This window comes from Lelliottia sp. RD5 (assembly GCF_056032945.1).
The window spans coordinates 145,181-170,449 of sequence record NZ_JBVYHQ010000007.1; the positions used below are offsets into that span (position 1 = coordinate 145,181).

A 25,269-nucleotide genomic window follows, 5' to 3' on the forward strand; every position below is an offset into this window, starting at 1 on the left:
CTTAAAGCATAAACGCGATGCGCCAGTTGACGCTGACGTGATCCGGGCCAAGCCAGTCAGGGTAATGCACCGGTGTACCCACTGAAATCTGGCTGCTGTACCAGCGGCCTGAACTGCTGAGGCCAACAGATGCGCCCCAGAGCGTGCCGGAGGCGAAGCGGTCCTCACGGTCTTTTTCGAGCCAGCCGCCGTCGAACGCGACGGTCGCGCTGACCTGTCCGATCACCGGCAACGTGAAAAGCGTGTAGCCGAGTTCATTGCGCAGATAGCCGCCGTTGTCGCCGGACAGATACTGTTCCTTAAAGCCACGCACTGAGCTTTCGCCGCCGAGCGTCAGGCGCTCTGCACCGTACAATCGGTCGGGCGACCACTGCCCGTAGACGCTGGTGAGCCATCCCAGATCCTGGGTTAGCGGGCGCTGAAAACTGGCGTTCAGGCTCCATTTGCGGAACAGCGCTCGCGGCGCGTCGCCGGTTTTGTCTTCATCGGTTTCGGCGTTAAACCAGGGCATGCCGTGGCTGTAGGTGGGGTTGAGTGTCGCCACGCCACCGGCCATTTTTTGCGTGTGGGTGATGCCAAGGATTAGACTGGAGAGATTCCGCGTGCTGCTTTGCAGCGGCGCATCGTTGAGCCAGTTTCGGCTTGAGCGTTGCACAACGCCTGCCGCCAGACCTGTTTTCACGTCGCCGTTGCGATAGACGACCCAGGAGGCGTTAAGGCGGTGCGTTTTGGTGTCACCCCTCGAAATCCACGGGTATCCAACGTTGTCGATTGTGGTGCGGTAGTTGCTCCACGCGTAGCTGTAGTCCAGCAATCCATAGCCGAACGGTACGCTGACGCCCGCCTGGAAATTTTGCGCGTCATAAGCACGGGCGAAATCGCTGCTGCGACCGCCGCTGACGAACCATTTATCGGCAATACCGAGCATATTATTGCCCGTCAGCGAGCCATTCAGTTGTTCTTCGCCGGTACTCTTCTGCCCGCTATTATCCAGACTGATTGATGCACTTAATGGAAATTCAGGCTGAGCGGTAAGATTAACCACTGAATAACCAGGCTGCGATGCCGGGATAATTTCAATTTGCACCGGCTGGACACGCAAACGATTAATTTGCTCCATACCTTGTTCAATATCCCGCAAATTAAGCACACGACCCTTCAGCCCCGGGAATGCCATTTTCAGCATCAAGGGTGTTTTACCGTCCAGGCGAATTTCAGCCAGTTTTCCTTCAAGTACGACAATATTGAGCTGACCGCTGGAAAGATCTTGTTCCGTCAGAAAGGCACGGCTGGTGATATAGCCCCGGCTGATATACCAGTCGGAAATGGCCGTGGTTAATTCGGTTATTTTTGCCATGTTCAGGCACTGGCCTTCCCACGGCGAAACCAGCGTGTGCTGGGCTTTGGCGGAAATTAAGGTCACACCCGATAAGGTGATATTATCGATACGAAAACACGGCCCAGATCCCGTGGACACTGACTTTTCAGGAGTTGGCGCGGGTAATAAAATACTGCGTTCCAGCTCATCACGCTGCTGCTGGTTTTGTAATAACAGCTGCTGTTGCTGCTGCTGAATAGCATCACGATCGCTTGGCAAAAGAGGTGCGGCGTGTAGCGTAAAAGAAAAAACGCCTATCGATAAAATAGCGTAAATATAATTTCTGGATGAAATTATTATAAATTTGAAGGTGCTAAACGCCCTGTCCATCTTTCCCTGAATGAAAACATGTCTGAATATTTCCGAGACTATAAGGCGAGTCTCAAATAAGGGGTACAAAATTTAAGTTAAGCGTTATTTTTTTGCAAAATATGTGATTTAGATTAAATATTACATTCAGCCTTAAAAAGATATTTAATATATCGGCAACGCATCAAATCCGTTTGTTTATCCCTGTGCCGCTGAACCGTCATATGTGCCGCCATTCTGCCACTTCCAGTAAAACCCTGCGGTGGCTTATTAACACCACCGCACCAGCAATTAACCCACATGCCACCAGGCACGCGAGCATCGCTTCTTAAGATTCCAGAACTTGACTGGCGTTTTCTCATAGTGTTTCACGACGCTATCCTCGCTGACGTTAGGGTCGGGGATAAAACTCGCTGGTACCTCAACAATCTTGCTGCCAGAGGCAATGTAATAGTATTTGCCAGCCTCAGGAATAAAGGAAGAGTCCGAATCGATCAGGTAGCTGCCCCTATTTTTGATCTGTGAAACAGAATACTGAGCACCAGGTTTAACCCTGCTGACAATCACTTTTCCTTTAGATTCGAGGAAATTCGATTCCAGCTGGTACCTGTCGACCATATCGTAGCAGGCATCTTTTTCATTAAATTTGTAGCTGCCCAGATAAATAGTGCCAACGTTGCCCTGCTGATTCAGGGTATAGATCGTTGCCGCATCGCTGCCCTGATAATTAGTATAATCAAGGGGTAATAACCGAGAACACGCACTTAGCGCCAGAGGAATAATGGCAGCGAGCACGATGCTTTTAATCTTCATTTTTTCTTTCCTTGTCTGTGCAAAATAAGCCACCCACCCCAATCAAAAACCGGGCGGGGAGCTTATTTTGCGTGCTTTCCTTAATACCAAAAGCCTATTAAACGACCACTCTATGCCGCTTATTAACCATTAACATGGTGTGGGTTTCATTCCCAGCCCGGAACTGCCCCGCCGTTAAAGATTTTTTCTGCCGCTTTCGCCACTTCCGGTGACTGATAGGACTGAATAAATTCTTTTACGTTCTCTGCATCTTTGTTGTCTTCACGGGTGACGACAATGTTCACGTAAGGTGAGTTTCCGTCTTCGATAAACACGCCGTCATGGACAGGCGACAGGCCCGTTTGTTGGAGATACGTGGTGCTGATAATCGCCACGTCTACTTTTGGGTCGTCCAGCACGCGCGGGAGCTGTGCGCCTTCCAGCTCCATGATTTTCAGGTTCTTAGGATTGGCGGTGATGTCCAGCGCCGTTGGCAGCAGCCCGGTATCCGGTTTAAGCGCGATCAGCTTTTGATTTTGCAGCAGCAACAGCGCACGACCAAGATTGGTTGGGTCGTTTGGAATGGCAATCGTTGCGCCCTCTTTCAGCTCGGAAACGGATTTCACCTTGCGCGAATACCCGGCCATCGGAAAGACGAACGTATTGGCGACCGCCACCAGCTTATAGTTGTGCGCTTTGTTATCCTCGGCCAGGAAAGGGCGATGCTGGAACACGTTGGCGTCCAGTTCGCCCTGATTGGTCGCATCGTTTGGCAGGAGCGACCCGCTGAAGCCCACCAGCTCAACCTCCAGACCGTATTTCTCTTTCGCCACTTTTTTGGCGACTTCTGCCACATCTTGCTCTGCGCCGTTGATTACCCCGACTTTAATATGTTTAGCATTGCTGCCGCTTTGGTCACAGCCCGCGAGCAGCAGGCCCGCCAGCAGTAATGCGCCGAATTTCAGTTTCACGAGACCGCTCCTTTTGATAGACGTTTTCACGACTATATCGGTAACGCAGCGGCGCGCGAAAAACCGAAAAGGAATCAATCAGAAGAAAAAAATCTATCCCGCTCAACGGTGCTTTTTTTCATGGGCGATGAGCCACGCTTTACGCGCTATTCCGCCGCCATACCCGGTCAACGAACCGTCTTTGCCGATAATGCGATGGCAGGGAATGACGATCGCGACTCGGTTTGCGCCGTTTGCCCCCGCCACGGCACGCACCGCTGCGGGTTTGTCGATCTGTTTTGCCAGTGCCTGATAGTGGGACGTTTCGCCAAAAGACACGGTCTTTAACGCCTCCCAGACGGTGCGCTGAAATTCGCTTCCAGGCATATCGAGAGTGACATCGAATTGCTGACGAGTGCCTGCAAAATATTCCCCCATCTCCGCTTCCATCTGACGGGTATGCCGATTTTCACCCGCCATGATTCTGGCCTTCAGCAAACGCTGTAAGTCGCTGAACTCGGTTTCCAGCATCCGCCTGTCGACAAATTCCAGCAAACAGACGCCGCGCTCCGTCGCACACACAAACATCGGGCCGAGAGGCGTGGTAAAACGATGAATCAGAATCACCTGGCGGCTTTCACTCGGCGCATGTCCCGTGAGTTTTTTACAGGTGTAGCCAAATCCGCTTAAGGATTCATAACCGCTGTCGAACGCCACGTCGGTCGCCGTGCGGCCACTTTTTAGCTCCTGCAACGCCACGTTAACCCGCTGCATCCGCTGAAATGCCTGAAAGGTCATGCCGTGGTTTTGCAAAAACCAGCGGCGGACGCGTTCCGGGCCGATCCCTTTTTGGCGCAGCTCAGTGTCACTCACGCGCGCTTTTGGATTCTCGCGCAGCATACCGAGTGCCTGAGCAATAAAATCCGGGGCGGTAAAGGCATTTTCTGTGGGACGGCACACTTTGCAAGGGCGAAAACCCGCGTCCAGCGCAGATTTAAAATCATCATAAAAATCGACGTTTTCACGCTTTGGCTTGCGCGCCCGGCAGACCGAGATGCAGAAGACGCCGGTGGTTCTGACGCCCACGAAAAAGACGCCCGTGAACTCCGACGCACGGTCGAGCAACGCCTGATACCAGGTATCGCACTGGCTGCTGTCAGTGACTTTCATGGCTGAAAACTCCCGCGAAGGACTGCTCATTTTTGATCGTTAACAGTAAATCCTTTAGCCGCGTTTGTATCGAAGAATGGACAAAATTTCCCATGGAGATACGCCGCACGCCTGATTCGGCAAGCGTAGCGAAATCAGCCAGAGTGGGCATACACATCACATTTAGCGGCAGGGGAACATCACGAACGAGCGCGCGGATATCCTCTTCTCGGGTCACGCCTGGCACGAAAAAGCCGTCAGCGCCCTGCGCCGCATAAAGCTGGCCGCGGCGGCGGGTCTCGTTCAGCGCGTTGTCGTCATTTAACAGAAAACCGTCGGTGCGAATATTCAGGAACATTTCAGGGCACGCTTGACGAATTTGCCCGAGCTTTGTGGCAAATGCAGAAGCATTTTCCGGCTGACGTACGCCCTCAATCACTCGGCTGTCTTCAAGATTAACGCCCACGACGCCGAGCTGTGCCAGACGCTGAATATTTTCAATGATGCCGTTTGTCGTTTCGCTGTACCCGGATTCCAGATCGACGCTGAGCGGCAACGTGGTGACCGCCTGAATGCGCGTCACCATAAACAACAGCTCATCAAACGAGATCGCCTCGCCGTCTTCGTAACCCAGCAGGGCAGCAATCGCCGCGCTGGATGTACCGAGTGCAAGATATCCAGCCTGGTGGGCCGCCAGTGCGCTGCTGGCATCCCAGACGTTGGCGATAATGAGCGGTGCGGGTTTGTGATGAAGCGCGGCAAAATTCATGGTTGTCTCCGGTTATAGGGTGTGCCGGATGAGTGTGGCGCGTTCGGCTCATCCCCCACAACCGAAAATCGGACGACCATTTTTACGCGCTACGGATGCGCATTATCCCGGCGCAGCGGCGATTCGCGTAAAAACCATGACAGAGCAAACGCCAGCACCATAATCCCAGCCGCAATCATAAATACGGCGTGGATCGCAGAACCAAACGCGTCAAGATAGCCCAGGCGCAGGGCATCCGGCAGATGGTGAATAGCAACAGGATTGAGTTCACGCGGCAGTTCTGTACCTTCCGGTAAGCGTTCAATCAGTCCGGATTGCAGAACATGCGTGAACACAGCACCAAACAGCGCGACGCCAATCGCCCCGCCAATCGAGCGGAACAGCGTCACGCCGGATGTCGCCACGCCGTACTGGCTGGACGAGACGCTGTTTTGTACCGCCAGCACCAGCACCTGCATCACCAGCCCTAACCCCATTCCCAATACGCCGGTAAACAAGTACAGCTGCCAGGTCGGTGAATCAATGGTAATCCGTGTCAGTAACGCCATACCGATCACGCCCAAAAGGGTGCCGAGAATCGGAAACAGACGGTATTTTCCGGTACGGCTGATGATGCGTCCGCTGATGATAGAGGTCAGCAGCAGGCCGCCCATCAGTGGAATCAACTGGAGTCCCGCCTGCGTCGGGGTGGCGTTTTTGACCACCTGCAAATAGAGCGGCAGGAACGTCACTGAACCAAACAGCGACATCCCGATGATAAAGCCGATCAGACTGCACAGCAGAAAGCTGCGATCGCGGAACAGCGACAGGGGAATAATCGGCTCCCACGCCAGCCGCTCCTCATAAATAAACCCGGCAATCCCCGTCAGCCCGAAGGCTAAAATGCACCATAGCTGCGGATCGCTCCACTCGCGTATTGTGCCCCCTTCGGTGGTGAAAAGAATAATGCACAGCAGCGCCATGCTGAGATAAAACGCCCCGAGATAGTCGATCTCATGCGCGCTGCGTTTGCTACTGCTGTGGAACACCGCACCGATCACCAGCAGGGCGAATAGCCCAAGCGGCAGGTTGATATAGAAAATCCAGCGCCAGGAGGCGTGTTGCACGATAAACCCGCCGATCAGCGGCCCGATAACCGTAGCCAGACCAAACACGCCGCCAAACAGACCCTGATAACGGCCGCGATCGGCAGGAGGAATCACATCCGCCACCGCGGCCATGCTGATCACCATCAAGCCACCGCCGCCCAGCCCTTGCAAAGCGCGCATCAGCACCAGCTGGGTCATATTTTGCGCCAGCCCGCAGAGCGCGGAGCCCACAAGGAAGAGTACAATCGCGATTTGCAGAACAATTTTTCGGCCAAACAGATCGCCAAATTTACCGTATAAAGGCACCGCTATCGTTGAGCTGAGAATATAGGCGGTCACCACCCACGAGAGTTTATCCAGCCCGCCCAGCTCCCCGACAATCGTCGGCAGGGCAGTGGATACAATGGTCTGGTCGAGCGCCGACAGCAACATCACCAGCAGCAATGCGCTGAACAGCAGACGCACCGATGGCGCGTTTTGTTGCACAGCGTTTTGGGTTTGAGTCGAAGGTTCAGACTCCATAAAACACCACTTGAAATTAATTAATGAGATAATTAATATTCATCCAAGTGATGAACCACGTCAAGGAATCCGCGTACTATGCCAGCACAAAAGGACCATTCTGAATCCACGCCGCAAAGCCGTCGCCCCGGACGCCCGCGTGGAACAAAACCCACAGCCACCGGCCGGGAACGATTGCTGGACATTGCCCTTGATCTGTTTTCCCGCCAGGGCATCGCGAATACGTCCCTCAATGCCATTGCGAAAGAAGCGGGCGTGACGCCAGCAATGCTGCATTACTATTTCAATTCTCGTGAGCAATTACTCGACGCCATGGTCGAGGAGCGTTTCCTGCCACTTCGCAGCGCGATCGGCGCGGTTTTTGATGCACACCCAGATGATCCCGTCACGGCGCTGACATTAATGGTGAAAAAACTGGCCGAACTCGCCGGGCAATATCACTGGTTTGCGCCGCTGTGGATGCAGGAAGTGATTGGCGAAATGCCGGTGCTGCGCACCCATCTGCAGGCACGCTTTGGAGATGATAAATATCAGGCGACGCTTGCCAATATTGCGCGCTGGCAGCAGGAAGGCAAACTGAACCGCGAGCTTGCGCCAGAGCTGCTCTTCACCACCCTATTAAGCCTGGTACTGGTGCCGTTCTCGCGGATGCGAAACGACGAAAGGCTAAAAGCGCTCTCACCGGAGATTATCGTGAGACATGCGCTTGCGGTGATTGGCGAGGGGATCGGCGGTTAGAGCGCTTTCGACAGGTAATGCCGCTGCATGCCTTTTTGCGGAAAATCATCCAGCGTCATTTGCAGCCGATAGCCCTGCTTTTCATAAAACGGGCGGGCCTGAAAGCTAAACGTGTCCACCAGCGCATGGAGGCATCCCATGCGTTTTGCCTCTTCTTCGGCGGCCTGCATAATTTGGCTCCCAAGTCCGGTGCCGCGCGCATCGCTGCTAACCCACAAATAGTCAATGTTCAGCCATTCTCCTTTGCGGTTGCCCATCAGCCCACCGATCATCACGCCCTTTTCATCACGCGCATACACCGCAACGTCGCCGCTCACGTTGGCAAAGTTAATAAACTGACGGTTGTAAGAGCGTAATCCGCTCAGGAGTTCATCTTTCTCATGTGCGGTAATCGTGTTGGTGACGCTCAGTTGCATTTTATCTCCTTGTTTTTAGCCCAATGATTCTCTCAAGAATAATGCGCGGGTCCCGCGAATAGCAAACGCACAGCGTGTATTCGCGACAGCGAATAAATATTTTTTCAGGCAATAGAGAGCGGCAAAATCTGCGGCTACGCTTAAAACGTCTCATACCCGCGAACGATCAATTTCATACTTTCGACTTGAATCGCAACCATGAATGTAACGATATATTTCAGAAGACAATGCGTGTTTTTTTCGGGGGTTTCAATGAAAGTTGCACACCTGTTTTGCCTGGTTGTCTGTTTGCTTTTTGCCGCCTTCGCCCATGCGAAGGAGACGCGAGATCCGGCTAAAGATGAGAAAATTAAACAAGTCGTGATGAAAGATATCAAAAAAGTCTGTTCGCCTCAGAGCAAGCAGACGGATAAAGAGTGGCAGACCATGATTATGTCATCGGAGGCGAATAAGCTGCTGATTAAAAACGCCGTGCTGGCGATGGAACGCGACAATCTGGACAACTACTGGGAGGCGGTTGGAAAGGTCGATTGCATGGAGGATTACTGAGCGTGAAGCCTAAGCTTCACGCTTTTTTTTAACGCTTGCGGATATCCGGAATAATCAAATCACCACGCAAAACGTATGAGCCGAGCATCTGCGTTTTTTCATTGAGCCACGCCACAATACGCGCCGCCATGGCATCCATCGAATATTCAATCGCCGGAATTGTTGGAATCCCAGGCAGATGAAGCGAACCGGCCAGACTAAAGACCATGATGTCTTCCGGCACCGATTTATTGAACGCCTGCAGCTGCGGGATCACGCGATGTGCTTCTTGCTCATCAGCCACCAACAGCGCATTAAAATTCAGCGTCGTGGCGTTATTGAGCAATTCCTGCAACGCCACGGATGACGATGTGGCATCCATAAACACCAGATTACGATTAAACGGCAGGAAGTTTTTCTCCAGCGCGTGTTTGTAACCGAGCAGCACCTGATCGGCAAAGCCACTGCCCTGCGGCTGGATCAGCGCAATCTGGCGGCGGCCCTGGCTGGTCAGGTAATTACAGGCGGTTTCGGCGGCGAAGGCGTGATCAAACTGGATGCTATTGGCGTTTTCTGACTCCATGCAGTCCACCAGAATGACGTTTTCCTGATCGACTTGCAGAGGGAAGCGCGCACCGATAATCAGAATGTCATCGCACAGTCCGCAGGAGAGTTCATCAAGTGCATTAAGCACTTCACTTTTCGTGTTTGCGAAGCGCAGCAGCAGGTGTTTTTGGTGCTGACTGAGGTGTTTTTCCAGCGCGTACAGATAGCCCGTCGTCTGGTTGATATTATCCTGCGCGCAAATAACACCGATACAGCCGGTCGATTGGCTCAGCAGCGACTGCGCAATGACGTTTGGCCGATAGTTCAGCTCATCCGCCGCTTTTAATACGGCCTCACGGCTGGCTTCCTTAACGCCGCGCGACCCGCTCAACACCCGTGATACCGTGGCTTTTGACACCCCGGCCAGACGTGATACATCGTTGATTGTAGACATCATATTCCCCTGACAGGCCCCACGTAGCCTGTAATTCCCGTTACCGCTTCGGCTCACAATATAGCCAATCAGGAGTATATCCGTTTCCGTTTTCCATGGAAACCGATTTTCCGTTTCCACTCATTTTGATATTAAAAACGCCAAATTTCGTGACGCAAATCCTATTAATAAGCCCCATAAGTAACGGACTTTGAAGGATGTCACACTTCTGTCCTTTATGAATGGAAACCGGTTTCCATATGTTATCCAATCAGCCCCGCAATAACTTTTTACATTTATAGGATGGTTGTCGATGTTCAAGATTATGCTGTGCTGCTCTGCCGGGATGTCCACCAGCCTGCTGGTGAGGAAAATGGTCGAGGCAGCAGAAGAACGCGGTCTACCTGTGAAGATTGATGCGTACGGCGTGTCCGAATTTGATACGCAGTTTCCGCAATACCAGGTCGTGCTTCTCGGACCCCAAGTGAAATACATGTTAAAGACACTCGCAGACAAGGCTGCTACGCAAGGTATTCCGGTACAAGCCATCGATATGATGGACTACGGAATGCAGCGTGGTGATAAGGTTCTGGACTACGCTCTGTCGCTCATCGAAGCGGCACACTAAGAAGGTGTTCTCATGAGTTCGTTATATCAATCCATGGTTGCGGTGATCGAGCAGTCCATCACCCCGCTGGCGGCCAAACTGGGTCAGCAAAAGTACGTGATTGCGATCCGTGACGGCTTTACCGCCGCCCTGCCGTTTATGATCATCGGCTCGTTTATGCTGGTGTTCATCTTCCCGCCGTTCTCCGCGGATACGACCAACAGCTTTGCACGCGGCTGGCTTGATTTCTCCCAGACCTACCGCGAACAGCTGATGCTGCCGTTTAACCTCAGCATGGGCGTAATGACCTTCTTTATCTCGGTGGGTATTGGTGCAAGCCTGGGCCGCCAGTTTAATCTCGATCCGGTGATGTCAGGCCTGCTGGCGTTTATGGCGTTCCTGCTGGTCGCCGCCCCTTATGCCGACGGCAAAATCTCCACGCAGTACATGTCCGGCCAGGGCATTTTCACCGCGTTGATTACCGCTATCTACTCCACCCGCGTTTATGCGTGGCTGAAGGAAAACAAAGTAACAATCCGTCTGCCGAAAGAAGTCCCAACCGGCGTGGCGCGCTCCTTTGAAATCCTGATCCCTGTGATGGTCGTTATCGGTACACTGCACCCGCTGAACCTGTTCATCGAAGCGCAGACCGGCATGATTATCCCGCAGGCGATTATGCACCTGCTGGAGCCGCTGGTTTCTGCATCGGATTCCCTGCCAGCCATTCTGCTCTCCGTCCTGCTGTGCCAGATCTTCTGGTTCGCGGGTATCCACGGCTCGCTGATTGTCACCGGCATTATGAACCCGTTCTGGATGGCGAACCTGTCGGCAAACCAGGCTGCACTGGCGGCTGGCGCGGCGCTTCCACACGTTTATCTGCAAGGTTTCTGGGATCACTACCTGCTGATCGGTGGCGTGGGCTCGACTCTGCCGCTGGCGTTCCTGCTGCTGCGCAGCCGTGTGGCGCACCTGCGCACTATCGGCAAAATGGGTGTGGTGCCAAGCTTCTTTAACATCAACGAACCGATTCTGTTCGGCGCACCGATCATCATGAACCCAATGCTGTTCCTCCCGTTCGTGTTCGTGCCGTTGATTAACGCCTGCCTGGCGTATGGCGCAACTAAACTCGGCTGGATCGCACAAGTTGTATCTCTGACGCCATGGACTACGCCTGCCCCAATCGGCGCATCGTGGGCCGCCAACTGGGCGTTTAGTCCGGTCGTGATGTGCGTTATTTGTATGGTGATGTCAGCAATCATGTATCTGCCGTTCCTGCGTGCTTACGAGCGTTCTTTGATGAAAAACGAAGAACAAAAAGCCCAGGCAACCGTGGGTGCAGCTGAACCAGCCAGTAATTAAGTCAAAGAGGAAGCATCATGAAATATTCATTTCCCGATAACTTTTGGTGGGGTAGCGCAAGCTCCGCGTTGCAGACCGAAGGGGACCGCCCAAGCGACGGAAAGGGACTGACCACCTGGGATCACTGGTTCGGCCGCGAGCCAAACCGTTTTCACCAGGGCGTGGGGCCGCAGGATACCTCAACGTTCTGTCAGAACTGGAAAGCGGATATTCAGCTGTTGAAGCAGCTGAACCATAACAGCTTTCGCACCTCGATTAGCTGGGCGCGTCTGATTCCAGACGGTGTCGGTGAAGTGAATCCGCAGGCGGTAGACTTCTACAATCAGGTGTTCGACGAGCTGCTTGAACAGGGCATTACGCCGTTCATCACCCTGTTCCACTTCGATATGCCGATGGCGATGCAGGAGATGGGCGGCTGGGAAAACCGTGACGTCGTGGCGGCGTATTCCCGCTACGCACAGATTTGCTTTGAGCTGTTTGGCGATCGCGTGCTGCACTGGTTTACCTTCAACGAGCCGATTGTGCCGGTAGAAGGCGGTTATCTATACGACTTCCATTATCCGAACGTGGTTGATTTCCGCCGTGCGGCGACCGTCGCGTACAACACGGTGCTGGCTCATGCACAGGCGGTTCGCGCCTTCCGCGCCGGGCATTATCCCGGTGAAATTGGCATCGTGCTGAACCTGACGCCGTCGTATCCGCGGTCGCAAAACCCGCAGGATGTGAAAGCCGCGCACTACGCGGACCTGATGTTCAACCGCAGCTTCCTTGATCCGGTTCTGCGCGGCGAATATCCGGCCGATTTGGTCGCGCTGTTGAAGTCCTACGATCAGCTTCCTGCCTGTCAACCTGACGACAGCGCGGTGATTGCGGAAGGCACCATCGATTTGCTGGGCATTAACTACTATCAGCCGCGTCGCGTGAAATGTCGTGACAGCGCGGTGAATCCTAAGGCGCCGTTTATGCCGGAGTGGTTCTTTGATAATTACGAAATGCCAGGCCGTAAAATGAATCCGTACCGTGGCTGGGAAATCTACGAGCCGGGTATTTACGATATTCTCGTTAATCTGCGCGAAAATTACGGCAACCCACGCTGCTTTATTTCTGAAAATGGTATGGGTGTCGAAAACGAGCAGCGTTTTATTGAAAACGGTCAAATTAACGATCAGTATCGTATCGACTTTATTTCCGAACATCTTAAATGGGTACATAAAGGCATTAGCGAAGGCAGTAATTGTCTTGGTTACCATATGTGGACATTTATTGATAACTGGTCATGGTGTAATGCGTATAAAAACCGCTACGGCTTTATTCAGCTGGATCTGGCGACGCAGAAACGCACCATTAAGAAAAGTGGGGAATGGTTTGCTGCCACGTCTCTGAATAATAGTTTTGATAAAGAGTAATGAATGATGATCGCATTAGAAGAAGCCGTAATGGAAATTATCGTCAATGCGGGTCAGTCGCGCAGCCTGTGCTTTGAAGCACTGCACGCTGCGCGTCAGGGCAATCTTGACGAAGCGAAGAGTCTGCTGCGCGAGGCCGATGGCTACGCGCGCCAGGCGCACCATATGCAAACCAAGCTCATCGAACAGGACGCGGGCGAAGCCCGTCAGCCGATGACTTTAATTATGGTGCATGCCCAGGATCATTTAATGAACTCGCTGCTGGCCCGTGAATTATCCGAAGAGATTATTCACCTGTATCAGCGTTAATAATTAAATATCAGTGATGGAGAAATCGTTACGATAATACTGTAGACCCTCTGTACCTATAAAATATCGACCCCCCTTATTTTGGTGATAGCGACAATTCATGTCAGTCCAGAATGGGACGGTTATTGTCTGAATAAAATTTAAATATATTGAGATGACAATGAAAATTATTAAAAAACTTCCATTAACAATGGCGGTTATCGCCGCGCTTTGCCCAATTTCTGTACTTGCGCAGGATTTCACACAAGAGCAAATCGACGCCATTGTGGCCAAAGCGGTGGATAAAGCCCTGGCAGATCGTCAGGCAAAAATGGACGCTGCCGTCGCCAAAAAAGTCGACGTGGTGACGGAGCCGCAAAGCGCGGCGCAATCACCGGATATGGCGATTCCCTTTGGCGTTAAATTTACCGGTTATGCCCGCTACGGCGCGCACTTCCAGGCTGCCGACCAGAAATACGTCGCCGTCGACGGTTCCTATAATGGCGGCTCCGCGATTGGTCGTCTGGGTAACGAAGGCAACGGCGGTGAATTCCAGCTCTCAAAAGCCTTCAAAGGCGAGAACGGCGCGATCTGGGACATCAACGTCATGATCGACCACTGGGGTGACGAAGTTAACCTCAAAAAAGCCTACGCTGGCGTGACCAATATTATGGCATCCAACCCGAACGCCTATTTCTGGGCCGGTCGTGATTTCCACCAGCGTCCGCAACAGGGCATCAACGATTACTTCTGGATGAACCACGACGGCCAGGGCGCCGGGGTGAAGAACTTCGACATCGGCGGCGTGCAGTTTGACGTCGCAACGGTCGCCGCCGTTGAATCCTGTAATCCGGAAATTGAAAACGATGGCTCTAACCCATCGCGCATTTCCTGTACCGGCGGTTCCGGCACGGGCGATAAAGGCAACTATGCGGCAACCTCCAAAATTCACGGCATGAAAGTTGGTCCGTTGGATCTGGAACTGTACGCCAACTACGGCTTTGACTCGAAAGCCATCGAAAGCGATGAACGCCTGAACGCCTGGCAGGGCGGCGTGGTGCTGAGCCACACCAACGACAGCGGCGTGAACAAAGTGATCGCCCGTTACTCTGATAACTCAGACAACAGCGTGTTCAACAAAACCGAAGACTTGACCACGGTATACGCCAGCTTCGAAGGGTTGTATAAATTCACCCAGGCTACACAGGTGGAGTACATCCTGGCCTTCCACGACTATGACAATAGCCGCGACAACACCGACAACCGCAAAAACTACAACGCGATTGTGCGTCCAATGCACTGGTGGAACGACGTTCACTCTACCTGGCTGGAAGCAGGCTGGCAGCATGTTGACTATGACAACGGCGGCGATAACAAAGGCTGGAAGCTGACGCTTTCCCAGAACATGTCTATCGCAATGGGACCGGAATTCCGTCCGATGCTGCGCTTCTACGTGACCGGCGGCAAGGTGGATAACGAGCGTACCGCGCGCGTAAATGGCACCAAAGACGAAACGCTCGACGATTTCAACGTCGGCGCGATGTGGGAAGCCTGGTTCTAAGCAAGGCAAAAGCAAAACGGCAGCCAGAAGGCTGCCGTTTTTAGTGTCCGCCCCCTCTCCCCGTGGGAGAGGGCTGGGGTGAGGGCATCAGGTTACGCCGATGTCCGCCCGCGCCTTCTCGAATCCATCGAAATCAGCACGACCGACGAAACAATCAAGAACGTCCCCAGCCAGTCCGGCAACGAAAACGCCACGCCTAGTAGCATTACGGAAAGCAGCGCGCTGCTGAGCGGTTCGGCGCAGCTCAAAATACTCGCTTTAGGTCCGCCGATCATCTGCGCCCCTTTCAGATACAGGCTGAATGTCAGCGCCGTACCAATCACCACCAGATAGAAAAACGCCAGCAGCAGGCTGCCATCGATCACAAACGTGGTTCCGCGTCCGGCGTAGAACGGTGTAAGCATCAGCCCTGCGAGCAGCATACTCCAGCCGACAATCGGCAGCGTGCCGTAACGGGCAATCAGCGTGGAGGGATAGGTGGTGTAAAACGCGGCGGCAAAGGCCGAAGCGATACCCCACGCAAGCGCGGCCGGAGAAATGGTGAGCGACGTCGGATCGCCGTGCGTGACCAGCAGGAATGTGCCGATAAGCGACGTCATAATCGCCGCGAAGACAAATATCCCAGGACGCTTTTTACGCACCAGCGCGAACCACGCCACGATAATGGTTGGCGATAAAAATTGCAGCACGGTGGCGGTGGCGGCGTTAGATTTCTCAATCGTCACCAGGAAAGTGAGCTGCACAACCAGCGCGCCGAAAAGCGAGAAAATCAGCAGGCTAATGGCGTCTTTGCGATTTTTGATGACCGAGAAAATTTTGTCGCCGTGGACGAAGGATAATGTCAGCAGAATCACGCCGGTGAACAGCAGGCGGATCATAGTTAAATACGGCGAGGAGATCTGGCTTTTCTCCATGATGTACTGCGCGCAAACCCCTGAACTCCCCCATAAAACGGCGGCGATCAGGACGTTTAGCATCCCTTTTCTTGTGGAACCCATGTTCTCCCCTGCGATGTATTGGTCTCTTTTTCGGTCAACAGCATAGCATGGGATTTTACCTGATGCGGTGCGGTCTGAAGCCCTCCCCCCGGTCTGTACACCCACGGGGAGAGGAAGAAAATGCATCACTCACTCCGCTACAGGAGATAACGTGCATGATTTCCTCTCCCTGTTAGAGAGGGTTAGGGGAACCTACTTCGCCTTTACTTTTCCCGCCACCAGCAGCGCGGTGAGCAACATCAGCGTGCCGGACAGCACCAGCGGCGACGTCAGGCCTAAATTATCCAACGCGTAACCGCCTACTGCGGCACCACAGGTATTCGCTAGCTGAATGACAGCCACCTGGATAGATCCGGCTTTTTCTGCCTGATCGGCGAGTGAGCGGGTGATCCACGTTGACCAGCCAACCGGCACCAGCGCGAAGGCAAAGCCCCAGATAATCGCAATCGCAGACGCCACCCACTTATCGCTGCCCCAGAAAATCAGCACGGCGGCGCTTATCGCCAGCACCAGCGGTGCGCCCGCCAGCGCCACTTTGAGCGAGCGTTTCAGGAACTGCGCCGACAGTGACGTACCGACAAAACTGGCGATACCAAAGCTCAACAGCACCAGAGTCAGGCCGTCGACGTCAAAGCCCGAAAGCGTGGTGAAAATCGGACGAATATAGGTGAAGAACGCAAACTGCCCGGCAAAGGCCATAAAGATAGCGGTCATCCCCGCCAGCACGCCAGGGCGTTTGAGCAGGCTAAACATATTCTCTTTGTGGTGCGCAGGCTCACCTGGCAGCGACGGCAGCGCTTTCCACACCCAGAAAATACACAACACGCCCATCACCGCTGCGCCGTTAAACACATTGCGCCAGCCAATAATTCCGCCGAGGAAACTGCCCAGGGGCGCGGCGATCACCAGCGCGATTGAGACTGCGCCGAAGATAACGGACAGCGCTTTTGGCACTTTTCGCGCCGGCACCAGGCGCATCGTCAGCGACGCCGACATCGCCCAGAATCCGCCTAATCCCAACCCCAGGCAGGCTCGCCCCAACAGCAGCAGGGTAAAGTTATTGGCAAACGACACCAGCACGCAGGAGAGAGTTAACAGCACCGCGAACAAAATGACCACTTTGCGGCGATCGACAGTCCCGATGACCTGGGTGATAAACAGGCTGGCGAACATTGCAACAAATGCCGTGACGGTAACGGACTGGCCGGCCACGCCTTCGGAAATCCCCAGATCCTGCGCCATCGGCGTGAGCAGGCTAACCGGCAGAAATTCCACGGTAATCAGGCAGGCGACGCAAAACGCCACGGAAAAAACCGCCGACCAGTTCGGGCGCGAGACCTCTTTGGTATGCGGTGTGGGCGTTGATGGAGTGTGTTCTGTCATGGCGTTACCTGATGATAAACGTGCGGAAAAGTCGCACAGTTTAGCATCAAAAGTGTGACCAATTTAACGTTTTGACAACTTTTGTGGTTTTGCCAGGCGGCGCGGCCAGCCCATTTTGATGCCGATACGCTGCCCGACAAGACGGATAGCGCTTGCGTGCATCCGATGAAATCAGTGCAAAAAGAACACGCCCTCTTCCGGTAGGAACAATTGGTTGTAGCGCAGCTGGAAGGCGTTCAGCTCATGCGCTTCCGGCTCCATTTCGCGCATAAAACCGAGCGCCAGGCGAATTTGTGCGTCGGTTATTGGCGCGGCCAGACGCGCTTTGCGCAGCAATCGATGCCAGGTTTGCAGATTATCTTCGCTGCCATCAACGATGCAGACCTGCCAGATCAGCAAGACCTGCGCGGCGTTTTGCAGATGGGCCTCATCCGGACGCTCAAGATAGCGGATAAACTCATTGCCTGCGGTTTTACCAAACTGGTCAATCATCGATTCCAGCGGCACCGGCGTGATACCCAGACGTTCACTTAAACGTTTGATGGCGCGGCGGGAATCGGACGTCAGGATGCGAAATCCAACGATAAACACCACTGCGAGGGTGGCCAGCATTATCCAGACCATGCGTTCTCCTTAATTTTAGCCGCTCATGATATCGGGAAACGCGCAGGGTCAACAGCGGGCGACACGATAATAGTGAACTGGAAAAATTGGAAAGGTGTCGAAAACAGAAACGGCAGGCTTGAAGAGCGACGCTCTGGTCAAAAGGCATAAAAAAGCCCGGCGGTCAGCCGGGCAACGCATTACTGCATACTCAAGCCATTTTCAGGCGCTGGATACGTTTCTCGCGGCGGATTTTGCGCTCTTCCAGTACGGCGACCATCGCCATCAGGCAGATACAGGCAATCGCGGCGGCGTCCAGCGCGGCGAAGGTGCCCGCCCAGCCGGTCAGACCGAAAATCGGGGTGCCGTCGGCAATCATTCCCAGGCCTAATTTTGCGAAACTGTCGCCGATCAGATAGGCGAAGGTGCCTTTAATCCCATCGGCTGCGCCGATCGCTTTTTTCGGCACAAATCCGACGGCCGCGACGCCAATCAACAGCTGCGGGCCAAACACCAGGAAGCCAAGCGCAAACAACGACGCCAGATACACATATTGATTGCTGGCGTGCTGATAAACACCGAGCGTGGCGATGATCAGTGCCAACGCAACACACGCTACCAGCGCGCGGCGACCGTTCGCCAGATCCGACAGCCAGCCCCACAGCAGCGTGCCAACCAGCGCACCCACTTCAAACAGGGTAAAGCCCTGAATCGCCACCTCTTTCGACAGCTTCAATTCCTGGAAGGCATACACGGTTGACCACTGATCGATACCGATGCGCACCACGTACAGGAAGATATTGGAGAAACACAGCAGCCAGATGACTTTGTTTTTCAGCACATACTCCACGAAGATCTGCCATTTGGTCATCGACTCATCTTCGGCTTCTTTGTCTTCTTCGCTCAGCTCTTCGTCAAACAGCTCTTCCGCTTTGCCCAGGCCATAGGATTCCGGGGAGTCGCTGCCGTAGCGCAGGCCGATAAAGCCCACAATCAGCGCGATAATCGACGGGAAAATAAACATACCAATGACGTGACCGTCGAACAGGACGTTTGCGCCGAACAGCGCCACGCCTGCTGCACCCGCCCCGCCGAGGTTGTGGGAGATATTCCACATGCCGAGGTAAGACCCACGCTTGCGACGCGGCGTCCATTTGGTGATGGTCGAATAGCTGCACGACCCGCCGGTGCTCTGGAAGAATCCGCTCAGGGCATAGAACGCGATCATCATAAACAGGCTGACCGAGCCGGTGCCCATGCTGGCGCTAAAGCCGAGCATACAAATGGCAGAGAGGATCAGCATAAACGGCAGGAACTGTTTGGTATTTTTGCCGTCCGCGTAATAGGACACCACCGTTTTGCCTACGCCGTAGGTGATGGAAAAGCCCAGACCGATCATCCCCAGCTGCGTCATGCTCAGCCCGTAAGTGGTGATCATATCGTTCTGTGCGATGTTGAAGTTTTTGCGGATCAGATACATGGTCAGGTAGCCGATAAAGACCACCAGATAGGACTGCATGAACGGCTTAAACCACATCTTGCGCCGCACATCGAGCGGCAGATCCAGGGTCGGCTTGCGCACCTGATTGAGGAAGGCCAGCATGGGTATCTCCTGAGCTGATTTTTTGTCCTGCGAATGGCTGGCATTGTAAAAATCAGCGGAGAGACTCGCCTGAGACAGCGTCCAGGCGAAACCGAGAAAATTTCTTAGTTTTGCCCCGGTTGGGGTGAAAAGGTGAGGCGCATCACGCTTCGCTCACCGCGCGCGGGGCTTGAGCATTCAAAAATGGCAACAACAAGAGGGCTGAAATCCCCGCCGCGATGGCGATGACCGCAAAGAAACCGCTCCAGTGCCAGACGTCGATCACCCGCGCCAGCGGCCAGCCAGAAAGCGACGCACCCAGATAGGCAAACAGGCCGACAAAGCCCGTTGCCGCACCCGCCGCCTCTTTGTGAGAACACTCTGCCGCCGCCATGCCGATCAGCATTTGCGGGCCGAACACGAAGAAACCGGTGGTGAAGAAACACGCCGCCTGCATCACATAGCTGGCGAACGGCATCAGCCATAGCGACCCCACGGAGAGCAGGATCCCGGCGGCAAAAATCAGGTTCATCGGGCCACGATTGCCGTTGAACAGTTTGTCCGACCCCCAGCCTGCGACCAGCGCGCCGATAAAACCGCCCAGCTCAAACATCGTCACCGCCGAGTTGGCCGTCACCAGATCCACGCCCAGCGTCTCGGACATGTACAAATTGCCCCAATCGTTGATTGCCGCGCGCACCACGTACACCAGCACGTAGCACAGCGATAACAGCCAGATGTACGGGTTGAGCAGTACGTATTTGGTGAGGATCTCTTTGCGGGTAAGTCCTGCCCCCTCCTGCTGCTGGGCGATTTCCATTTCGTCATGCCGCCAGTCGCCCACCTCCGGCAGACCGACGGTTTGCGGCCTGTCGCGCAGACGCCAGCAGAGGAACAGCCCGGCGAGAATCGCCAGCCCGCCCGCAATCATCATCCCGGTCCGCCAGCCATAGTGCAGCGCTGTCGCACCAACCACCATCGGGATCAGCGCCCCGCCGACGTTATGCGCCGTATTCCAGATGGCCCACCAGCCGCCGCGCTCGTTGCGTGAATACCAGGTGGTCAGCAGACGGGCGCACACCGGCGCGCCCCATCCCTGGAAAAAGGCGTTCAGCGCCCATAGCAATGCAAACGCCCACAGCGACGTCGAAAAGCCGAACAGGATATTCACCACGCCGGTGGCAATCAGCCCAAGACCCATAAAATAGCGGGCGTTGGAGCGGTCGCTGACGATGCCGGAGAAAAACTTCGACAACCCATAAGTGATGTAAAACAGCGTTGCCAGCAGGCCGATATCGGTGCGCGTCATCACGCCGCTGGCGAGAATTTCCGGCGCGGCGGCGTTAAAGCTTTTGCGGGTGAAATAGAACAGCGCGTAGCCCAGCCAGATGGTCATCAAAATATGGCGTCGCCAGTAGCGATAGCGCGCGTCGATTTCCGCTTTATCGCCCATCGGCGCGGCGTTTGCAGGCGTTTTTAGGAAGGTAAACATCATCGGTCCTTAGGCAACGCGTCGCGGCAAACTGACGCTGACGCGCGTGCCGTGGGTGCATGAAATCGCCAGCGTGCCGCCGAGCGCCGTCACGCGCTCGCGCATCCCCGCCAGGCCAAAGCCCTGCTGGCCTGACCCTGGCGGCAAGCCGCAGCCATCGTCTTCGATAAGCAGCATTAGCCGCTCATCCTGTTGCCAGCCCTTCAGCGTCACCGCGCGGGCGTTTGCGTGCTTGACGATATTATTCAGCCCTTCCTGACAGACGCGGAACAGCGTGACACGCTGGCCTTCGCTCAGGGTTGATTCGTCGATGTGCCACTCGAGATGGCTGACGATACCGCGACTTTCCAGCTCCATCTCACGCATCAGAGAACGCACCGCCTGTTCAAGCGTGAGGTCGTCGAGCTGGCGCGGACGTAAACGCCCAAGCAAACGGCGCACCGAATCGTACACCCCGAGCGAAAGCTGCTCGATATGCGCCCCGCTCTGGATCACCCCGCCGTTTTCCGGCGCAAGGCGCTGAACAATCCCTGCCTGGGTGCGAATGGCGGTAATTGTCTGGCCGATATCGTCGTGCAGTTCACGCGCCACTTCCTGCCGCACGCTCTCTTCGGTTTCGACCAGCCGTTCTGCCAGACGTCGGTTGCGTGCCAGCTCGTTTTGCAATGACTGATTGAGTTCACGCAGGCGCTGAATACCCGCACCCAGCAGCAGCCCGGTCAGGCTTTGCGCCAATAGCGAGAGCAATAAATCGACGGGATGATCGTGCCAGGTCTGGCTGGCAATCAGGGCGATAGCGTTCATCAGCGTGGCGATAAGCGCCCCTTGCCAGCCGTAGTGCCACGCCAGCGCAATAATCGGCAACGCCAGACAAAACGGCGTAAAGCGCGAAAGCTCAGCGGGCAGGCCGAGCTGTAGCCAGAGGCTGACCACAAACAGCAGCAGATACCAGATCAGATGCCGGGCGCGCCAGTTCACCGGCTGGGAAACCAGCGCAGGCCCGAGCGGCTGCCAGACGGTGCTGGTGAGATAGTGCCAAATCACGAGGCAAGTGGGCGCGAGCGTCAACCCGCCGGTGAGCGTCAGCAGCAGGGCGTTGAGCATGTCTTGCTGGCCTAACCACGGCAGTGACTGCAAGAGCGCGGCGGCAATCAGCGCCGCGCCCTGACCGAGCAACGTGCGCCAGTCGCGCTGGTGGCGATAGCGCGAGATCAGCGCCACGGGCAGGAGCGTCAACACGCCGCCGAGAATCAGCAAAGGCAGATGCGCCAGCGCCACTTCCTGTGCGAGCCAGAACAGCATTAACCATTCCGCGCCCAGCAACACGGGCCAGTAACCGCGCGGGCATTGCAGCATCAGTCCGAGGCGCAGGCCAAACGGGAACAGCAACACGGACAGCTCGGGTCGTTCGACCAGATGCAGGCTGATGCTCCACAGGCAAAACCAGGCGGCAGAGAAGATAAAGAAACTTGCGACACCGGAGACCAGTCGCGAGAAAAACGGATTCATTGCCAGCCGTCAAACATGCGGCGCGCCAGTTCGACGTCATTGCTCACGTCGAGTTTCTCCATCAGATTGGCGCGGTGGACGTGAACGGTTTTGGGTGATAACCCCAGCTCGACGGCGATTTCTTTCACCGCCATTCCCTGCGCCAGCTTTTCTGCCACCTGCCGCTCGCGTTTCGTCAGCGGGTCCTGACGCCCTGCCGCAAGCTTAATGGCGATCTCCGGCGTGAGATAACAGCCGCCCGCCGAAACGGTGCGCACCGCAGAAATCAGTTCATCGGGGCTACAGCGTTTAGACAGAAACCCGCGCGCGCCAGCGTTAAGCGCCTGTTCCACCAGCGCCGGACTGTCGTGCACCGAGAGCATGATGGTCGACAGACCTTTTGGCAGTTGGCTGAGCAATTCCAGTCCGGAAAGGTCCGGCATCGAGATATCACAAATACAGACCTGCACACCGCGCCCCGGCAGACCCACCAGCGCGTCGCGGCCCGAACCGAATTCGGCGACGACCTGGAAATCCGGCTCCAGACTCAGAAGCTGGGCAAAACCGGAGCGGACGATAAGGTGATCGTCGATGAGGGCGATGGTGGTCATGTTGCAGTCCTGGCGGGTTAAAAAACGCGCTTACCATAACGGTATGCGCGTCGTCCTTCAAGCTGCCTCAACGATGGCGGCGTCTGCTCACCCCAGTCACTGACCTGAGCCAGGCCCCGGGTATCCGCGCATTTGCCGCCTTGAGGCAACGTGAATGATTTTGCGTATTAGCGCGTAACCATTCCGGCGATGAGCCGTTTATTCAAAGAACACTGAAATTTTGTTGAACATGGTGGGATCGGACTGGTTGCGCACCACTTTGGTGACATCTTCCAGCTTATCGATCTGGGCCATCATCTGTTCGAGGCGCTGATCGTCATTCACTAAGAGCCAAATGCGGCTGTGTTCGCTGCCCTGAATTGGCAAGCAGAGAATGCCTTCGACGTTAAACGCACGGCGGGCAAACAGCCCGCAGACGTGAGTCATGACGCCAGGGTGGTTGCGGACGGTGAGTTCCAGAATGACGTTATCATGTTGTTTCTGCATGGTTTATTCCCCCACCATTTCAGTATTGGCCGCACCTGGCGGGACCATCGGATAGACTTTTTGCTGTGGATCGATACGCACGTGGATCAGCGCCGGTCCTGGGCGCGAAATCGCGTCCTGCAACGCCGCATGCGGATCGGCTTCCGCGTTCAAATCGCAGGCGTGCAGACCAAAGCCCGCGGCGATCTGCATAAAGTTGATCATCCCCGGATAGGTCGCAGCAAACACCCCCTGCGTGTAGAACAGGCTCTGCTGCTGATGCACTAAACCCAGCGCCTCGTTGTTCATCAGAATGATTTTTACATCCAGCTGATTTTCAGCCGCCGTCGCCATTTCCTGAATGTTCATCATCAGGCTGCCGTCGCCGGAGAAGCAAATCACTTTGCGATCCGGATTGGCCAGCGCCGCGCCGACCGCAGCAGGCAAACCAAAGCCCATCGTCCCCAGCCCGCCGGACGTCAGCCACTGGCGCGGACGGTTCAGCGGATAGGCCTGCGCGGTCCACATCTGGTGCTGGCCGACGTCGGTGGTGATGATAGCGCTGTCGTCAACGCAGGCGGCCACGGCGTTGATCAGCCCGTAATGGCTCAGCGGATCGCCTTCGGTTGGGATCGCGCTCGGGAATTCACGTTGCAGATCGGCCACCAGTTGGCGCCATTCTGCATGTTCATTCTCATGCGTTTGCGGAATTAATTGCGCCAGAACCTCGGCGACATCGCCCTGAATTGCTACGTGCGGCTGCTTGATTTTACCGAGTTCAGAGCGATCGATATCGACATGAATAATTTTGGCGTTCGGGCAGAACTGCGCGGTTTTACCAATCGCCCGGTCATCAAAACGTGCACCGAGAACAATCAGCAAATCAGACTCTTGCAGAATATAGTTAGTGCTGCGCGCGCCGTGCATCCCCAGCATGCCCAACGACAGCGGATGCGCTTTTGGTAACATCCCGAGCGCCATTAAGGTCATGGTGGTTGGCAGATGGGCTTTTTCAGCAAATTCACGTACGGCTTCAGAAGCGTCGATTGCTCCACCGCCCAAATACAACACCGGGCGTTTGGCGGCGTTAATCATCGCTGCTGCGTCACGTACGCTGTCGGCGCTAAATTCTGGCGCGGGTGCACGGTCACCCGGCTCCGGGAAAACGTCGATATCGATTTCAGCGGTTTGCACATCCTTAGGAATGTCTATCCACACCGGGCCTGGGCGGCCGGATTGTGCGATACGAAACGCATCGCTAATAACCTGCGGTAATTCGGCGATATCGCGAACTAAATAGTTATGTTTGGTGATGGGGATAGAGATGCCGTAGGTGTCGACTTCCTGGAACGCATCGGTACCGATCATCGAAGAAGGGACCTGGCCGGTGATACAAATCAACGGGATGGAGTCGAGGCGCGCATCGGCGATAGCAGTGACCAGGTTGGTCGCGCCCGGTCCGCTACAGGCCATGCAGACTGCCGGCTTGCCCTGCGTTCGCGCCATTCCTTGCGCGATAAAACCTGCACCCTGTTCGTGCCGCGCCAGTACATGGCGGATTTGCGTGCTTTGGCTTAACGCGTCATACAGCGGCAGAACGGTACCGCCAGGGATTCCAGAAACGATGGAAATGCCCTGTCGTTCCAGTAAATGAACGATTAATTGCGCGCCAGTGAAACGCGTCTTGGTTGTTGTCTTGCCCGAACTTGTCATGCTCCAGTCCTTTTCTTCTGAGCCGACTTTACGCGTCGTCGTTCACGTTGCAGATGTATTGGCTGCGTTCACTCACGCCGGTCACGTACCTGTGT

Annotated in this window: 24 protein-coding genes; 7 read left to right on the forward strand and 17 right to left on the reverse strand. The window is 55.0% G+C overall.

Annotation, left to right across the window (positions count from 1 at the left end; genetic code table 11):
• Position 1: 1 nt before the first annotated feature.
• The 6 genes from AC0LWE_RS19050 to AC0LWE_RS19075 form a co-directional block, all read right to left on the reverse strand.
• Positions 2 to 1,708, reverse strand: a complete 1,707-nt coding sequence (locus AC0LWE_RS19050) for a ShlB/FhaC/HecB family hemolysin secretion/activation protein (RefSeq protein WP_267970679.1) — start codon at positions 1,706 to 1,708, stop codon at positions 2 to 4.
• A gap of 270 nt (positions 1,709 to 1,978) precedes the next feature.
• Complete coding sequence (locus AC0LWE_RS19055; protein ID WP_059180619.1) at positions 1,979 to 2,500, reverse strand: hypothetical protein; 522 nt, start codon at positions 2,498 to 2,500, stop codon at positions 1,979 to 1,981.
• Positions 2,501 to 2,646: 146 nt separating this feature from the next.
• Positions 2,647 to 3,450: a lipoprotein NlpA gene (nlpA, locus tag AC0LWE_RS19060; RefSeq protein ID WP_202694502.1), complete on the reverse strand. Its 804-nt coding sequence runs from the start codon at positions 3,448 to 3,450 to the stop codon at positions 2,647 to 2,649.
• A 102-nt stretch (positions 3,451 to 3,552) separates the two neighbouring features.
• Positions 3,553 to 4,599, reverse strand: a complete 1,047-nt coding sequence (locus tag AC0LWE_RS19065) for a bifunctional transcriptional activator/DNA repair enzyme AdaA (RefSeq protein ID WP_219347210.1) — start codon at positions 4,597 to 4,599, stop codon at positions 3,553 to 3,555.
• Entirely contained in the window at positions 4,586 to 5,347 is a 762-nt protein-coding gene (locus AC0LWE_RS19070) for an isocitrate lyase/PEP mutase family protein (protein WP_219347211.1), read from the reverse strand. The genes AC0LWE_RS19065 and AC0LWE_RS19070 overlap by 14 nt, the downstream gene beginning before the upstream one ends.
• Before the next feature lie 89 nt (positions 5,348 to 5,436).
• Positions 5,437 to 6,957, reverse strand: coding sequence for an MDR family MFS transporter (locus AC0LWE_RS19075; protein WP_131487787.1), 1,521 nt, complete (start codon positions 6,955 to 6,957; stop codon positions 5,437 to 5,439).
• A gap of 78 nt (positions 6,958 to 7,035) precedes the next feature.
• Between AC0LWE_RS19075 and AC0LWE_RS19080 the strand changes: the two genes are divergently transcribed.
• Positions 7,036 to 7,695 carry a TetR/AcrR family transcriptional regulator gene (locus AC0LWE_RS19080; protein WP_059180624.1) on the forward strand — a complete coding sequence of 220 codons (660 nt, stop codon included), beginning with the start codon at positions 7,036 to 7,038 and terminating at the stop codon, positions 7,693 to 7,695.
• Here the strand turns inward: AC0LWE_RS19080 and AC0LWE_RS19085 are convergent.
• Positions 7,692 to 8,111: a GNAT family N-acetyltransferase gene (locus tag AC0LWE_RS19085; RefSeq protein WP_219347212.1), complete on the reverse strand. Its 420-nt coding sequence runs from the start codon at positions 8,109 to 8,111 to the stop codon at positions 7,692 to 7,694. The genes AC0LWE_RS19080 and AC0LWE_RS19085 overlap by 4 nt on opposite strands.
• A 252-nt stretch (positions 8,112 to 8,363) precedes the next feature.
• Here AC0LWE_RS19085 and AC0LWE_RS19090 point away from each other — a divergent pair, with 252 nt between their 5' ends.
• Positions 8,364 to 8,660 (forward strand): YicS family protein, encoded by a 297-nt coding sequence (locus tag AC0LWE_RS19090; protein WP_059180626.1) that lies wholly within the window; start codon positions 8,364 to 8,366, stop codon positions 8,658 to 8,660.
• A 28-nt stretch (positions 8,661 to 8,688) separates the two neighbouring features.
• Here the strand turns inward: AC0LWE_RS19090 and AC0LWE_RS19095 are convergent, their stop codons facing one another.
• A complete protein-coding gene (locus AC0LWE_RS19095) occupies positions 8,689 to 9,639 on the reverse strand; it encodes a LacI family DNA-binding transcriptional regulator (protein WP_219347669.1) in 951 nt (316 codons plus the stop codon).
• A 292-nt stretch (positions 9,640 to 9,931) separates the two neighbouring features.
• Here AC0LWE_RS19095 and AC0LWE_RS19100 point away from each other — a divergent pair, with 292 nt between their 5' ends.
• The 5 genes from AC0LWE_RS19100 (at position 9,932) to AC0LWE_RS19120 (ending at position 14,839) form a co-directional block, all read left to right on the forward strand.
• Positions 9,932 to 10,246 carry a PTS sugar transporter subunit IIB gene (locus tag AC0LWE_RS19100; RefSeq protein ID WP_011915306.1) on the forward strand — a complete coding sequence of 105 codons (315 nt, stop codon included), beginning with the start codon at positions 9,932 to 9,934 and terminating at the stop codon, positions 10,244 to 10,246.
• Between the two features lie 12 nt (positions 10,247 to 10,258).
• Complete coding sequence (locus AC0LWE_RS19105) at positions 10,259 to 11,584, forward strand: PTS sugar transporter subunit IIC (protein ID WP_131487795.1); 1,326 nt, start codon at positions 10,259 to 10,261, stop codon at positions 11,582 to 11,584.
• A 17-nt stretch (positions 11,585 to 11,601) separates the two neighbouring features.
• Positions 11,602 to 12,990, forward strand: coding sequence for a glycoside hydrolase family 1 protein (locus AC0LWE_RS19110; RefSeq protein ID WP_131487797.1), 1,389 nt, complete (start codon positions 11,602 to 11,604; stop codon positions 12,988 to 12,990).
• Positions 12,991 to 12,996: 6 nt separating this feature from the next.
• On the forward strand, positions 12,997 to 13,299 hold the full coding sequence (locus AC0LWE_RS19115) for a PTS lactose/cellobiose transporter subunit IIA (protein WP_072241990.1): 303 nt from the start codon (positions 12,997 to 12,999) through the stop codon (positions 13,297 to 13,299).
• A gap of 160 nt (positions 13,300 to 13,459) precedes the next feature.
• Positions 13,460 to 14,839: a carbohydrate porin gene (locus tag AC0LWE_RS19120; protein ID WP_059180630.1), complete on the forward strand. Its 1,380-nt coding sequence runs from the start codon at positions 13,460 to 13,462 to the stop codon at positions 14,837 to 14,839.
• Between the two features lie 92 nt (positions 14,840 to 14,931).
• On the opposite strand, the gene AC0LWE_RS19125 is transcribed toward AC0LWE_RS19120, so the two are convergent.
• The 9 genes from AC0LWE_RS19125 to ilvB form a co-directional block, all read right to left on the reverse strand.
• A complete protein-coding gene (locus AC0LWE_RS19125; protein ID WP_202666161.1) occupies positions 14,932 to 15,837 on the reverse strand; it encodes a DMT family transporter in 906 nt (301 codons plus the stop codon).
• Positions 15,838 to 16,029: 192 nt separating this feature from the next.
• Positions 16,030 to 17,220 carry a purine ribonucleoside efflux pump NepI gene (gene nepI / locus AC0LWE_RS19130; protein ID WP_059180632.1) on the reverse strand — a complete coding sequence of 397 codons (1,191 nt, stop codon included), beginning with the start codon at positions 17,218 to 17,220 and terminating at the stop codon, positions 16,030 to 16,032.
• A gap of 171 nt (positions 17,221 to 17,391) precedes the next feature.
• Entirely contained in the window at positions 17,392 to 17,844 is a 453-nt protein-coding gene (locus AC0LWE_RS19135; protein WP_131487801.1) for a DUF1198 domain-containing protein, read from the reverse strand.
• Between the two features lie 190 nt (positions 17,845 to 18,034).
• Positions 18,035 to 19,426: a hexose-6-phosphate:phosphate antiporter gene (uhpT, locus tag AC0LWE_RS19140; protein WP_059180634.1), complete on the reverse strand. Its 1,392-nt coding sequence runs from the start codon at positions 19,424 to 19,426 to the stop codon at positions 18,035 to 18,037.
• 142 nt (positions 19,427 to 19,568) lie between these two features.
• Positions 19,569 to 20,897 (reverse strand): MFS transporter, encoded by a 1,329-nt coding sequence (gene uhpC, locus AC0LWE_RS19145; protein WP_131487862.1) that lies wholly within the window; start codon positions 20,895 to 20,897, stop codon positions 19,569 to 19,571.
• A gap of 9 nt (positions 20,898 to 20,906) precedes the next feature.
• On the reverse strand, positions 20,907 to 22,406 hold the full coding sequence (gene uhpB, locus AC0LWE_RS19150; protein WP_219347213.1) for a signal transduction histidine-protein kinase/phosphatase UhpB: 1,500 nt from the start codon (positions 22,404 to 22,406) through the stop codon (positions 20,907 to 20,909).
• On the reverse strand, positions 22,403 to 22,996 hold the full coding sequence (uhpA, locus tag AC0LWE_RS19155; RefSeq protein WP_131487805.1) for a response regulator transcription factor UhpA: 594 nt from the start codon (positions 22,994 to 22,996) through the stop codon (positions 22,403 to 22,405). Before uhpA ends, uhpB begins: the two co-directional genes overlap by 4 nt.
• 198 nt (positions 22,997 to 23,194) lie before the next feature.
• The gene (gene ilvN, locus AC0LWE_RS19160) at positions 23,195 to 23,482 is read right to left on the reverse strand and encodes an acetolactate synthase small subunit (RefSeq protein WP_059180638.1); all 288 of its coding nucleotides are present in this window, start codon (positions 23,480 to 23,482) and stop codon (positions 23,195 to 23,197) included.
• A gap of 3 nt (positions 23,483 to 23,485) precedes the next feature.
• Positions 23,486 to 25,174, reverse strand: a complete 1,689-nt coding sequence (gene ilvB / locus AC0LWE_RS19165) for an acetolactate synthase large subunit (protein WP_216980709.1) — start codon at positions 25,172 to 25,174, stop codon at positions 23,486 to 23,488.
• Positions 25,175 to 25,269 lie beyond the last annotated feature (95 nt).

Bases quoted from the DNA above. Each gene is read 5' to 3' on its own strand.
- AC0LWE_RS19050 (WP_267970679.1), bottom strand. From the start codon at position 1,708: ATGGACAGGGCGTTTAGCACCTTCAAATTTATAATAATTTCATCCAGA.
- AC0LWE_RS19055 (WP_059180619.1), bottom strand. From the start codon at position 2,500: ATGAAGATTAAAAGCATCGTGCTCGCTGCCATTATTCCTCTGGCGCTA.
- AC0LWE_RS19065 (WP_219347210.1), bottom strand. From the start codon at position 4,599: ATGAAAGTCACTGACAGCAGCCAGTGCGATACCTGGTATCAGGCGTTG.
- AC0LWE_RS19070 (WP_219347211.1), bottom strand. From the start codon at position 5,347: ATGAATTTTGCCGCGCTTCATCACAAACCCGCACCGCTCATTATCGCC.
- AC0LWE_RS19075 (WP_131487787.1), bottom strand. From the start codon at position 6,957: ATGGAGTCTGAACCTTCGACTCAAACCCAAAACGCTGTGCAACAAAAC.
- AC0LWE_RS19080 (WP_059180624.1), top strand. From the start codon at position 7,036: ATGCCAGCACAAAAGGACCATTCTGAATCCACGCCGCAAAGCCGTCGC.
- AC0LWE_RS19085 (WP_219347212.1), bottom strand. From the start codon at position 8,111: ATGCAACTGAGCGTCACCAACACGATTACCGCACATGAGAAAGATGAA.
- AC0LWE_RS19090 (WP_059180626.1), top strand. From the start codon at position 8,364: ATGAAAGTTGCACACCTGTTTTGCCTGGTTGTCTGTTTGCTTTTTGCC.
- AC0LWE_RS19095 (WP_219347669.1), bottom strand. From the start codon at position 9,639: ATGTCTACAATCAACGATGTATCACGTCTGGCCGGGGTGTCAAAAGCC.
- AC0LWE_RS19100 (WP_011915306.1), top strand. From the start codon at position 9,932: ATGTTCAAGATTATGCTGTGCTGCTCTGCCGGGATGTCCACCAGCCTG.
- AC0LWE_RS19105 (WP_131487795.1), top strand. From the start codon at position 10,259: ATGAGTTCGTTATATCAATCCATGGTTGCGGTGATCGAGCAGTCCATC.
- AC0LWE_RS19110 (WP_131487797.1), top strand. From the start codon at position 11,602: ATGAAATATTCATTTCCCGATAACTTTTGGTGGGGTAGCGCAAGCTCC.
- AC0LWE_RS19115 (WP_072241990.1), top strand. From the start codon at position 12,997: ATGATCGCATTAGAAGAAGCCGTAATGGAAATTATCGTCAATGCGGGT.
- AC0LWE_RS19120 (WP_059180630.1), top strand. From the start codon at position 13,460: ATGAAAATTATTAAAAAACTTCCATTAACAATGGCGGTTATCGCCGCG.
- AC0LWE_RS19125 (WP_202666161.1), bottom strand. From the start codon at position 15,837: ATGGGTTCCACAAGAAAAGGGATGCTAAACGTCCTGATCGCCGCCGTT.
- nepI (WP_059180632.1), bottom strand. From the start codon at position 17,220: ATGACAGAACACACTCCATCAACGCCCACACCGCATACCAAAGAGGTC.
- AC0LWE_RS19135 (WP_131487801.1), bottom strand. From the start codon at position 17,844: ATGGTCTGGATAATGCTGGCCACCCTCGCAGTGGTGTTTATCGTTGGA.
- uhpT (WP_059180634.1), bottom strand. From the start codon at position 19,426: ATGCTGGCCTTCCTCAATCAGGTGCGCAAGCCGACCCTGGATCTGCCG.
- uhpC (WP_131487862.1), bottom strand. From the start codon at position 20,897: ATGTTTACCTTCCTAAAAACGCCTGCAAACGCCGCGCCGATGGGCGAT.
- uhpB (WP_219347213.1), bottom strand. From the start codon at position 22,406: ATGAATCCGTTTTTCTCGCGACTGGTCTCCGGTGTCGCAAGTTTCTTT.
- uhpA (WP_131487805.1), bottom strand. From the start codon at position 22,996: ATGACCACCATCGCCCTCATCGACGATCACCTTATCGTCCGCTCCGGT.
- ilvN (WP_059180638.1), bottom strand. From the start codon at position 23,482: ATGCAGAAACAACATGATAACGTCATTCTGGAACTCACCGTCCGCAAC.
- ilvB (WP_216980709.1), bottom strand. From the start codon at position 25,174: ATGACAAGTTCGGGCAAGACAACAACCAAGACGCGTTTCACTGGCGCG.